The sequence below is a fragment of the Streptomyces sp. NPDC001678 genome, assembly GCF_042892945.1.
In the GTDB taxonomy this organism is placed as follows: Bacteria; Actinomycetota; Actinomycetes; order Streptomycetales; family Streptomycetaceae; genus Streptomyces.
Window position 1 is genome coordinate 416,323 of sequence record NZ_JBIAUP010000005.1, and the last position, 12,396, is coordinate 428,718.

Annotated in this window: 2 protein-coding genes; one reads left to right on the plus strand and one right to left on the minus strand. The window is 67.9% G+C overall.

The features are described from left to right. Positions 1-13: 13 nt before the first annotated feature. Complete coding sequence (locus ACFYZR_RS13730; protein ID WP_391909496.1) at positions 14-9,667, minus strand: DNRLRE domain-containing protein; 9,654 nt, start codon at positions 9,665-9,667, stop codon at positions 14-16. A gap of 561 nt (positions 9,668-10,228) precedes the next feature. On the opposite strand from ACFYZR_RS13730, the gene ACFYZR_RS13735 reads away from it, so the two are divergent. Then, complete coding sequence (locus tag ACFYZR_RS13735) at positions 10,229-12,331, plus strand: tachylectin-related carbohydrate-binding protein (RefSeq protein ID WP_391909499.1); 2,103 nt, start codon at positions 10,229-10,231, stop codon at positions 12,329-12,331. Positions 12,332-12,396: the final 65 nt, after the last annotated feature.

Sequence of the window (12,396 nt, forward strand, 5' to 3'; positions counted from 1 at the left end):
ATCCTCTCTTGCCTCAGAGGCCATCGTACGGGTTGATTTTATCCCGTTTCATCTGCGCAGCCGCCCTTCCTTGTGCAGCACTACAACTCCTGCACTGCGGGAGCAAGATCTGCGGTACGTCCTTGTTGATGAAGGTGGAAACGGGCTGGTGATCCTTCACCCAAGTCCCCGTCTTGTAACCAGACTTCTTGACTCCGCAGGAGTGGCATCCGTACTTGTCGCCGATGTCATTGATGCTGTCCTTCTCCCGTTTCAGCCAGTCTCGGCCGGGGCCACGTGCAGGAATTGATTCCTCAGCGAAGGGCCCGGGGAACATGAGTTCGCAGGCTTCTCCGTATCCGCCCTTCTTGCCACCTACATTGTGAACCAGGGCCGACGCCGGGCCTGCTTGGACATAATACGTGTGGATCCCGCTGACCGAGAGGTTGAACACCTGCTGGACCGCGGTCCACGCACGCGTGGCCGTGACCTTGACCCACGTACCCGCCGAAGTGCGCAGGAGCGCCCCCGGCCTTACTTCGCCGGCCTTCGCCCAGGTGTGCTGGTCCTCCAGCCAGAAGGGGTGGCCTTCGGTGGCGGTGATGGTGTCAGTGGCGTCGCCCTTGTCGCCGTCGGTGTCGACCGTGAGCCGCACCAAGTGCTTCTCACCGTTTCCGACAATGACGTCCTCCACCGGACGGGCTTCGGTCCTGCCCGTCGTGGGGTCGGTCGCGAGGATCTTTTCACCGATCTGGATGTCCTTGATCGGCTTGGTGGATCCGTCGGCCATCACCACCAGGGTTTCCGGGGTGAAGCTGTTCGGGACAGGACAAGTAGTGGCCTCGGAGGCTTCCGAGACGAGCTTCTTGGCCTTCTCCATTCCCTTGCCGCTTTCGGCAAGGTGCTCCACCTTGCCGGCCATCCGCGCGGCCTTCGCCCCGCGCACGGCTGCCGTGGACCCCGGAACGAAGACGCTCGCGACCGTGACCGCCGTCCAAAGGCACGCCTCGACGTCACCCTTGGTCGCGCACTTGATCGCGTCGTTGACGCCGGTGACCTCGGCGGCGAACTCCAGCCCCGCCTTCAGGTACGGTGCCGCGGTCTGCGCGAACTCCGACACCGCTGTGATCGCCGTGTCGACGGCCGAGACCATCCGGGCGCTCACATCGGCCACGACCTTCGCGACCTCGGTGGCGACCTTGGCCACGTCCTGGACGAAGTGCTTGGTCTCCTGGACGATCGCCGCCGGGATATTGACCGCGATCTGTACGGCCGTCTTCATGCCGGCATAGACCGGACGGAGTGCCTTGGCCAGCACGGGAATCGGGTTGTGCGTCGCGACGTACTTCTTCGCGGCGCGCGCCTTGTCGCTGATGTATTGCTTGCTCTCGCGGTAGATCTGCGCCGCGGACTTGTAGACCCTTGTGGACTGGTTCCTTATGTAGTTGGCGCCGGACGAGATCTTGTTGCCGAGCCATCGGGTACCGGACGAGACCTTGTCGGCGAGCCAGCTGGCGCCGGACGAGATTTTATTGCCGAGCCACCTGGCGCCGGACGAGATCTTGTTGCCGAGCCATTGGGCGCCGGATGAGATCTTGTTACCGAGCCAGCTGGCGCCGGATGAGATCTTGTTGCCGACCCAGCTGGCGCCGGACGAGACCTTGTTGCCCACCCACTTGGCGCCGGACGAGACCTTGCTCGCCGCCTTCTTGATCCACTTGGGCCAGTGGCCCGTCGGGTCCGTGTAGTCCAGCGGATCCGCGTTGCCGTACGTGTAGCGGTTCGCTTCCACGGACGGGGTCGGGTCGAGGGTGTAGCTGTCGCGTGATGTGAAGGAGCCCGTTCCGGAGTCGTACCAGCGTGCGGCCATGCTGACCTGCTGGGTCTTCGGGTCGGTCCAGTCGCCCTGGTAGCCGATGGAGATCTGCTCACCGGCAGTCGCCGTCGTCTTGCCGAACGGGTCGAAACCCACTGACGAAGCCAGCGACTTCGGGTCGGTGTCCTTCGCGTCGACGGTGCCGACGACATCGCCGTGCCGGTCGTCCATGGAGAGGCGGGTGGTGCCGCCCTGGGTGACGGAGATCAGCTCGCCGGTCAGGCCCCGGCTGTAGACACCGCGCCCGTCGGTGACGACGTCGTCGTCCAGGCCCGAGTAGGTGTGCTGGGTGCCGTCGCGGTCGACGAGGCGGCCGAAGGCGTCGTACTCGTAGGAGGTCTCGCCCTGCTTGGCCAGCTGGCCGAATGCGTCGAAGCGGCTCTCCTCCACCAGACCCGATGTGGACGACGTCTTGCGCGTGCCGCGCGGGGTGTAGGTGTAGGCCGAGTCGCCGTCCGACATGAGCCGGTTGCGAGCGTCGTATGCGGCCTTGCGGTCGCCCGACTGGACGCGGTTGCCGGAGTCGTCCCACCCGTAGGCGGTGGTCTTGCCGGTCTTGTCGGTCCAGGAGGTCAGACGTCCGGCGTCGTCGTAGCCGTACTTCTGCTCGCCCGCGTCAGCGGTGCCGGTCGTCTTCTTCGATATCAGGCGGTCGTTGTCGTCGAAGCGGTACTCGGCCGTGGCCAGTACCGTCTCCGACCCCGCGGACTTGGTGACATCCGAGGTCTGACGGCCCAGCGAGTCGTAGCCGAAACTGCGGCTGACGCCGGGGGAGTCGATGCCTTCCAGGGCGCCGGTCCTGTCGTAGCGGTAGCTGAACAGCTGCTGCGACTGGGCGTCCTTGACGGACTTCAGCCGTCCCTTCTCATAGCCGAACACCGCGGTGCCGGCACCGTCGACACGGGTGAGCAGGCGCCCGTCCTCGTCGTAGCCGAAGGTCGCGTCCCCGGAGCCGCCACGGGCCGCGGTCAGCAGACCACGGTCGTCGTACTCGTAGGTGTTCACGCCCTTCGGCGCGGTGGAGGAGACCACGCGGCCGTTGGCGTCGTACTCGTAGACGCGGTCGGGGGTGGAGACCTCCGCGCCGCTGCCGGTCTCGCGCAGCAGCAGACCCGACGGGTCGTACGTGCGCAGGCGCTCGATCTTGCCGGGCTCGGTCAGCTTGACCGGATTGCCGACGGCGTCGTAGGCCGTGGTCCAGGTGCGGTCGGATGCAGCCGGGTACTCCTTCGTCTGCGGTTCGATCGTCGACTCGGGCAGGCCGAGGGTGTTGAAGGTGTAGCGGGTGGTGTTGCCGCGGCCGTCGGTGTAACGCGTCCGGTTGCCGTTCGCGTCGTAGCCGAAGGTCGTGGTGATGTTCTTGCCGGAGCTGACGGGCTCCGTCTGCTGGACGAGCTGATTCTGCGCGTCGAAGACGAAACCGGTGGTCTTGCCCTTGGCGTCGGTGGAGGAGACGAGGTTGCCCGCGGCGTCGTAGCGGAAGCTGCGGTCGCGCAGCGGGTTGTCGTCCTTGTCCAGCCACACCTGGCCGGTCATCCGGCCCGCCTGGTCGTACGTCTGCCGCACCTGGCGGCCCAGCGCGTCGGTGTTGCTGATGACGCGACCCGACATGTCGTAGCCGGTGCGGGTCTTCACACCGGCCGGGTCCTCCGTGCCGGTCAACTGTCCCAGCGCGTCGTAGGAGTAGCGTGTGGTGTCACCGGACGCCGAGGTCTCCGCGACCATACGGTCCGCGTCGTCGTAGGCGAACGTGGACGTGAAGTACCGGGTCTGCCCGGACTTCCGCTCCACCTGCGTCGCCGTCGCCAGCCGGCCCAGGCCGTCATAGGTGCTCTCGATACGTGCCCCGGTGGGGTCGGTGGCCGAGAGCTCCTCGCCGGTGCGGCTGTAGGTGTACGACCACACGGCGCCCGCGCCCGACGGCACGGACTTGCCAGGCTCCGTCACCAGGCCCAGCAGCTTCGAAGCACGTGGCTCCTCCCGCTGCACCAGACGGCCCAGCTGGTCATAACGGAAACGCTTGGTGTTGCCGAGCGCGTCCGTGGCCGCGGTGATACGGCCCGCCGAGTCGTACTCGTTACGGCTGACCGGGGTGATGGGCTCCGAAGCGCCCGGCGGGGTGTACGACGGGGACGTGCTCTTCGTCGGCTGTCCGGCCTTGTTGAAGTCGATCGAGGTCAGCCTGCCCTGCGGGTCCTTGGACTGGGTCGCCTCGTCGAAGGCGTTGTAGCCGGTGACCGTGGTCGGACGCAGCTTCACCGGCTTGCCGGAGTCGCCCTCCTGGCCGTTCTCGACGTCCGCCGCCGGCTCCGTCACCGAGATGCGGCGGCCCAGCGCGTCATAGGCGTAGGTGGTGGTGAAGTCCTCCGCCTTCGCGCCGTCGACGTTGCCTCGCGGCTCCGTCTCCGCCAGCAGCAGACCGCGCTGATCCCACTGGAAGGTGGTCGTCAGCCGCTGCTTGCCGTTCTGGGTGGTCTCGCTCAGCTCACGCCCGACGGCGTCGTACGTGTAGTCGACGATCTCGGAATTGCTGCTGCTGAACGGGACGTTGGAGGAACGGCCGGTGTGCACGACGCGCGTCACGTTGTCCGCGTCGTCGTAGCTGTAGGCGACCTTGCGGTCCAGCTTGCCGGGGTCCGTGGTAACGCTCTGCGTACGGCCCGAGACGTCGTAGCTGTACTCGGTGACGAGCGAGCCGTTACCGGTCGTCTTGCGGACGAGGCCGCCCAGCGGGTCGTACTCGTTGCGCTCCAGCTCGATGTCCCGCGTGGAGCCGTCCGGCTGCGGTACGTCCAGCGCGCGCACGGACTTCCGCAGGCCGTCGTCGTAGTAACTGAACGCCCGGGTCCGGCCCATGGCATCGGTGTGCCTGGTCAGCCGGCCGGCCATGTCGTAGGCGTAGGAGTCGGTCACGAGGACCTTCTCGTCGCCCGCGCCGTCCTTGGGCGCTTCCTGCGGGTCACCCTTCCAGTCCCGCACCCGCACCTCGGCAACGCTGTTGCGCGGCGTGTAGACGGTCTCCGTGCGGGTACCGCTCGCGTCGACCTCCCAGACACGGTTGCCCAGGACGTCGTAGCCGTAGCTGCTCTCGGAGCCCTCGGCGTCCGTCACCCGCACCGGCCGCGCCGAGTCGTCGTACTCGGTGCGTGTCTCGCGCGCCGGGTCGCCACCGGTGAGGTCGGTGACTTCCGAGCGCAGTTGCAGACCGTCCTTGTCGTACTCGACAGTCGTGCGCTGGGTGTGCGTGACGCCTGTGACCTCGTTCTTCACCCCGGGCTTGGTCGTGGTGACCACCCGGTTGACACCGTCGTAGGTGAAGGAGACGGTCACGCCCTGCGGCTGGGAGTCGCTGACGTCGGTCTCGGTGAGCTTGCGGCCCAGTCGGTCGTATGTGTAGCGCGTGGTCAGCCCCGCCGGGTCGGTGGTCTCGGCGAGATCACCGCTGGCGAAGTAGCCGTACCGGGTCGTCTTGCCCTTGGCGTCGGTCATCGACGCCAGCAGCCCGGCGGGCATCGTGCCCTTGCCGTCGGACGCCGGCTCACTGCCCGTGGTGAAGGTGCGGACCGCCTTGCGGCCGTCCGGCGCCGTCTGTTCGGTCAGCTCGCCCCGGGCGTCGTACGAGTACGCCGTCCGGTAAGTGTTGTCCGAGGCGTTCTTCGACCGTGCGTCACGGGATTCGAGGAGCTTGCCGTTGCGCGGGTCGACCGGGTCCTTGTCGTTGAAGTAGTAGCTGTAGTAGGTGGTCTGGCAGTCGCCCTTGTCGCGGCAGTTGGTGCGTGTGGCGACGTTGCCCTGGTCGTCGAACGTCATGTCGAGCGCGTGACCGTTCTCGTCCACGACGTGGTTCTGCATGCCCCGCTCGTCGTAGCCGAAGCCGCGCACGCCCATGGCGTTGACGGCACCACCGACGAACTCGGGGTCCGGGTAGTCGACCGGAGGCTGGCCGGTGCCCGTCGCACCGCCCTCGAACAGGCCGCCCTCGGCGATACCGGGCGACGCGGAGACGCCCGGCTTCGGCTTCTCGGCGTCCTTGGGCCTGTCGCGCAGCGGCGAGACATAGCGGATCAGCCGGCCCGCGAGCGGGTCGTAGTCGTAGAAGTGCCGACGGTCCTTCGGGTCCGTCACCTGGACGGTGCGGATGAGCTCCTTGTTGTACAGACCGGTGACCGGAGTGCCGAGCTGCCACTGGCCGCCGTTGACGTCGGTCAGCTTGCTGACGCGGTCCACGTTCGTGTCGTACGTGACCTCGGCTGCGGTACGGCCGTTGGGCGTCGTCACCTTGACGAGCTGATCGGCCTGCGCGCGCGCCGCGTACAGCGACTGAACGGCCGCGGTGCCGAGCGGTTTGTGGTGGACGGCGACCTCGCCGATGTCGCCCTTGAAGTACGCGGTGCCCTTGGACGGCGCGGACGGCCACATGTACGCCCAGCCGGTGCCGATCTCGGCGAACCGCTGGACGCTGTGGTCGACCGGCGCGGCGAGGCTGCCGCTGTTCTTGCCGTCGACGAAAAGGGTCTGCCGCGCGCCGTCCGAACTGAGCACGACGTGGTGCCATTTGCCGTCGTTGACGGAGGCGGCGGCGGTGATGGGTGTGATACCGCCGGTGCGGAACTGGCCGCGCAGCTTGCCGTCGGCGCCCACGTAGAGCACGGGGGCGCTGGAGCCGGCCGCGGAGTCGGAGTGCTTGTCCGAGCGGTAGTTCAGCAGCACACCACTGCCGGTGGTGCGGAACCACATGCTGACCGCGAGGTTGCGCTGGAGGTTCAGCAGGTTCTCGGGCAGGGCGACGCGCGAGGAGGTACCGTTGAACGTCGCCGCGTTCACGTCCGTGCCGCTGAGCGGACCGGTCGCGTCGTGGCCGACGTCGACGTACTGTGCCTGATCCTTCCCCTGGTTGACGGTGACCTGGCTGACGGCGTCGTCGCCGGAGTCCTCGCCGAAGCGCCAGTAGGCGTACGGTCCGGAGTCCAAGGCCACGCTGCGGTAGTGCGAACCGGCGGCGTAATCGTAGGTGGTGCAGGTCTTCTCGGGCGAGCAGACCTTGGTCAGCTTGTCGCCGTCGTACTCGTACGTCCACGTCAGCGGCTTGGTGCCCAGCGGGTCCGTGCCGACCGCGGTGACGTGGCCGCCCGACCACTGGAAGTACAGGCTTCGCTTGCTGGTGTCGTTGGTGACCTGGACGAGCTTGCCGTCCACGTAGGTGAGCGTCTGCGTCAGTCCGCTCGCGTCCGTGATCCGGGCGAGTCGGCCGTCGGCGCGGAAGGCGTAGCGCACACCGTTCTTGTCGGCGAGCTCCCAGCCGCCGTCCTTGACGGACGTGAAGACGGCGTCACGGCCCTGCGGCGGCGCGAAGGAGCCGTTGGCATTGCGACCGAAACGGACCTGCTGCCCGTCGGGGTAGCCGATGACGATGTTTCCGGTGCCGTCGTCGTCGGGGGTCACGCGCATGTCGAGGCGCGAGGCCCAGCCGGCGCCGAAGATCCGGCCGGTGACCGGGTCGAGGCTGTTGTAGGTCCGGGTCACGGTGAGGTCCGGACCGACGGTGGGTACCGAGGCGTCCACGGCCGAGGTGGCGAAGTTGCCGACCTGTGGGTCGAACGGCTTGTCCGACGAGCCGTAGGGCGAGCCGGCCAGGTGCGAGGTGACGACCGGCTGCGGGACCGTCGTCAGGAATGTGGTGTACGGCAGCTCGGGGCTGGTGGCGGCGTTGTCCTTGCTCCACGGGCGCCACAGGTACGTCTTGGACCAGGAGAGCTTGCCGGCGGGCACGACCCAGCTGCGGTCGGGGGACCAGTCGGAGAAGAAGCAGTCCTTGGGCTTGTTGTCCTTGCCCGCCTCGCAGACCTCGTAGCGGTACTGCAGTTTCTGACCGGTGTTGTCCATGTCCCGGGCGTTGGCCCACAGCTCGGGCGAGAGCGTCTGCGACTGGTGGCCGTTGGCCGGGTGGAAGGCGTCGACGACCGGCGGGATGGCCACCACGTTCAGCTGCAGCCGCACCGGCGGGATGCCCTCGTCGGTGAAGACGGCCTTGCCCTTGCGGACCATCGAGAAGTCGAAGAGGTACTGACCCGCGTCCGCTTTGTGGACCACGGCGTCGAGCGAGACGCTCGCACCCCGGGGCACGTCCTTGGGCAGCTGCGCGGAGACCGCCTGCTTGACGAGCTTGCCGTCCTTGTAGGCCCGGTAGCCCAGCTCGTATGTGCTGGGCGTCCAGGTCTCGGCACCCAGGTTGGTGACCTTGATCTTGACCTTGCCGTCCGTGCCACGGGAGACCGGTGGCTGCGGCGCGGAGCGCTCGACCGTGTACTTGGCGTTGTACGGAGTGTGCGTCACATACAGCGACGGCGGGTTGGCGCTGCTGGTGCTGGAGAACTTCTTCCAGTTCATCGACTCGGAGTCCGAGCCGCGCAGCGTCAGGCCGTAGTTCGGGCGAGTGCCATTGGCCCAGTCCTCGACCAGGTCACGGCCCTTGGTGCCCAGGTCGATGGCCTCCCAGGCCGCCGGGCACGCCGAGCTCGACTCGCCTTCGGCGATGAAGCCGTGCGCGAAGGAGGAGCCGGCGATCTTGGCACCGTACTTGGGGCCGGGGTAGGTGTGGCCCTTGCCCGCCGTCCACGCCTCGGTGACCGGGTGGACGTTGACCTCGCGGGGGCGGCAGGAGGCCGACCAGTAGTTCAGTACGGTCAGCGAGGCACCGAAGACCTTGTGGTTGCGGAGCTTGGACGCCACGCCCGGGAACGCCAGATAGGTCGCGGCCTGGCTGGTGGTGCCGCCGTCGGTGACCTTGCCCAGCTTGAGGGTGTCCTCGGAGGCCGAGCTCCAGTTGTTGCCGCCGGACTTCTCCACATACATGCTGGAGGAAGCCCCGACGGGCTCGACCATGGGCGGGTCGACGCGTACGGGGAAGGCACGCTCGGGCGCGGAGAGCCAGTCGCCGTCGAGCTCCACGCGCAGCGCCTGACCGCCGTTGTGCTCGACGACGCGGTAGTCGACCCGGGTCGAGATCGCGCCGTCACCGGACTCGGGGTTGACCTTGGAGTCCTCCATATAGCCGTGCGGAATGCGGACGCGCTCCTTGCCGCCCGCGTCCTTCAGGACCACGTCGCCGTTGTCGACGGAGGCCGTCAGTCCCTTGGTCCGCAGCGGGAAGGTCCAGCCGCGCGGGGCGTTCGCCGAGCGCAGCACCATGACCTCCTTCAGACCGCCGGGCCTGGAGATCAGCTCCAGGTCGGCGTCCTTGAGGACGTCGGGGTAGGTGACGGCGGAAGGATTCTTCTCCTCGACGCGGCCGGCCGAGGACCGGGCGCCCTCGAGGCCGAAGGACACCTCGTGGTCGCCGTCCACGACGAGCCGGGCCAGGTCCCTGGCGTCGGCCCGGGCCGCGAGGTTGATGCCCAGGCTGTCGGCGGCATTGCGCCAGCCACCCGCGTCCTTGTCACCGCCGGCGACCAGACGTGCGTCGATGGGCTGCCAGCTACCGTCGGCGGCCCGGTAGTTCAGTCGCTCCTTGGAGAACTGAGTGGTTTGCGACCCATCCTGATTGGTGAATGTTCGTTCGAATTCATCCCGTTTGTCGGTGGCTTCGGTGCTGCTCTTGGGGTCGTAGCCCCTGACGTCCTTGGCCGGGGCCTCCTTGACCTCGGCCTCGTTGCGGGCGTCCGGGGCGGAGGCGTCCGGGTGCTCCACGGCGTACTTGCCGTGCAGCGTCAGCGGACCATCGGCCTTGACGGGCTTGGCGTCGCCGTCGAGGTGGTCCAGTCCGGCGGCGCTGCCCCAGCGCTGGCCGTCGGGGCGCTTCGTGTGCCCCTTCACGCCGGGCAGTCCGGGCCCGGAATCGGGCCGTTCAACGGCCTCGGAGGGTGCGGTGCCGGCGAACACCAGCATGGCTGCGGTGAGTGCGACGGCCCGGCGTAGGCCGGGCCGTCGACTGAACAAGGCGCGATGTCTGAAGACACCGCGGCGGCGGAGCGCACCGGGTCCGGTGCGCCGACTGCCAGGTATCACGAAGAATCTCCACATCGGGAATCGTCCTGAAATGCGACTAAACCCCTGCTAGTGGCAGGGGTTACCGCAGATGCCCACAACCAGTCAGATGGCGGGCATCGGTCGATGTTGTATCCGAATAAAGATAGATATTGCAAAACGTTGGTGTAAATGCGGTGGACCGTTGGGTTCGCCAGTACGGAATCTTTTGTTCCGCACATCACATGACGTTGGATAAGATCATTTGTCCGAAATGTCCGGCGATCACGTGTAAATCCCACGTCAGTTGGAGGTAAGGATGTGGTTAACATGCATGTCGCCCGGCCTGCTTCTCGGCCGGACCTCGGGTCGTGACCGGCCCTTGCCGCCCTGTCATGAAAGCGCTCCCGCATGCCGAAGAGCCGTTTCCGCCCGTCTGCCTCCCGCGCGGCAGCCCTGACCCTGGCCGCCGTCACGGCCCTGCCCCTGGGGCTGGTGTGTGCGCCCACCGCCTCGGCAGACCCGATACCGGAGAAGCCCGCCACGTCCACCCAGCTGAGCTGCCGCCCGCAGACCGAGCTGTACGCCGCGGGCACGGACGGCACGCTGAAGTACTACGCGCACGCCGACCCGGCCAACGGCTCGTTCAACTGGCCCGTCATCGGCAAGCAGATCGGCAACGGCGGCTGGCAGTCACCCCGGAACACCCTCGGCGGGCCCAACGGCTGGATCTACAGCATCAATTCCGAGGGTGACCTCTACCGCCACCACTACGATCCGGCCGCCGACAGCTGGGAGCGCGCCCGCGGCCAGAAGATCGACGACGGCTGGGGTGCCTTCCTCGCCTCCGCCCGCCGCAACCGCGTCACCGTCGACGACCGTGGCAACATCTTCGCCATCTTCGACGACGGCACCCTGCGCTTCTACCAGTACGACCAGAAGACGGGAGCGGTCCTGCCCGGCCGCGGCCGCATCATCGACCCCAGTGGATGGGGCGAGTACGACCTTGTCGTCGCGGCGGGCGACGGCCTGCTGTTCGCCCGCAAGGGCGGCGACATCTACCGTTACCGCTACGACGTCGACCGCCAGCAGTGGCTGGACGTGAAGGTCCCGGCCTGGACGGTCGGCTGGCAGCGCCTGAAGGAGATCCGCTCGGCCGGCGGCGGCACCCTCTACGCCCTGCACGAGGACGGCACGCTCTACTGGTACCGCTGGGACCAGAGTGCCGGCGCCTGGGTGGACACCGGCCGCCGCAAGTCGGGCTGGGGCTTCCAGGGTTACCACGGCATCGCCATGCGCACCGACGCCTGCCACGTCCCCGCACAGCCGGAGCCGGCCCCCGTCGCGGCGCGCCCCCGTATCCCCGCCACCCTTCGCCAGGGCAGCGACCAGCTCGTCCAGCAGTTCTACGTCGACGAGCGCGGCTGGCTCATCCAGGGCGCGCAGCGCGACATCAATGACCTCGGCACCGTGGTGTACAGCGTCGTGCCCGGCGCACAGAACATGGTCGACCAGCCCGTAGTGACCGAGCAGGCGGACGGCACTCCGCTCGCCTTCGTCCTCGGCAAGGACGGCCACATCTACATGACCAAGCGGCAGCCGGGCTCGACCTGGTCCCCGCTCACGGACCTCGGCGGCGACTTCGTCGGCGCCCCGACCGTCGTCCGCAACTCCAAGGGCGTCGTCCAGGTGGACGCCTTCGATCGCGACGGCAAGCTCTGGTACCTGAACCAGCGCACCGCCAACAGCGAGGACTTCATCCCGTGGCGGACCCGGGACGCGTACTCCTCGGTCCCGGCCGGCTATGAGAAGGAGACGTTCGCCGGGGCGAGCCAGGCGGCCGTGGTGGACGGTGAGAGCGACCGCGCGTTCGTCCTCGGCATCGACAAGCAGGGCCGCATCGGGGTGAACCGCGCCGACGGCAACCGCGACGGCTGGTGGGTATGGGGTGTCTCCGACGTCACCGGTCTCGCCGGCACCCCCGCCGCGGCCCGCGGCGCGGACGGCAAGATGGTGGCCTTCGCCCGGAACAAGGACGGCGAGATCTGGACCGCGACGGAGTCCTCCCGCACGGCCGGCGGAAAGGCCCTCAACGGCTTCTTCGGTGACGGGGCATCGATCCCGGGCGTGAAGACCGAGGGCTCCCCCGTGGCCGTCGTCAACAAGGACAAGACGCTCGGTGTCCTCGTCCGTGACGACAAGGGTTACATCCGGTACTCCGCCCAGCGTCCTGACGGCTCCTTCGGCAACTGGGCCATGGTCTGGTCCGGGAAGGCCGCCACCGACCCGTCGGCCGTGCAGCTCGCCGACGGCCGCTGGGGCGTCTTCTTCCTCGACACCGAGGGCGTGGAACGCATGTACTGGCTCACCCCGGCCAACGGGTCGGCGGCCATGGCGGCTCCGAACACCCGGATGAAGCGCAGCATCACGCCGGAGCCGGCGCCGGAGTCCCTGTTCACTGGTGGCCCGACGGCGAAATCCGGCGCGAAGCCGACCGCGCCCGAGACCGAGTAGCCCTGACCTGCCCGAAGGGCTGTCGAGTCCTCGCGGTGGGTCCGTGACCGCGTGAGGACGACGGG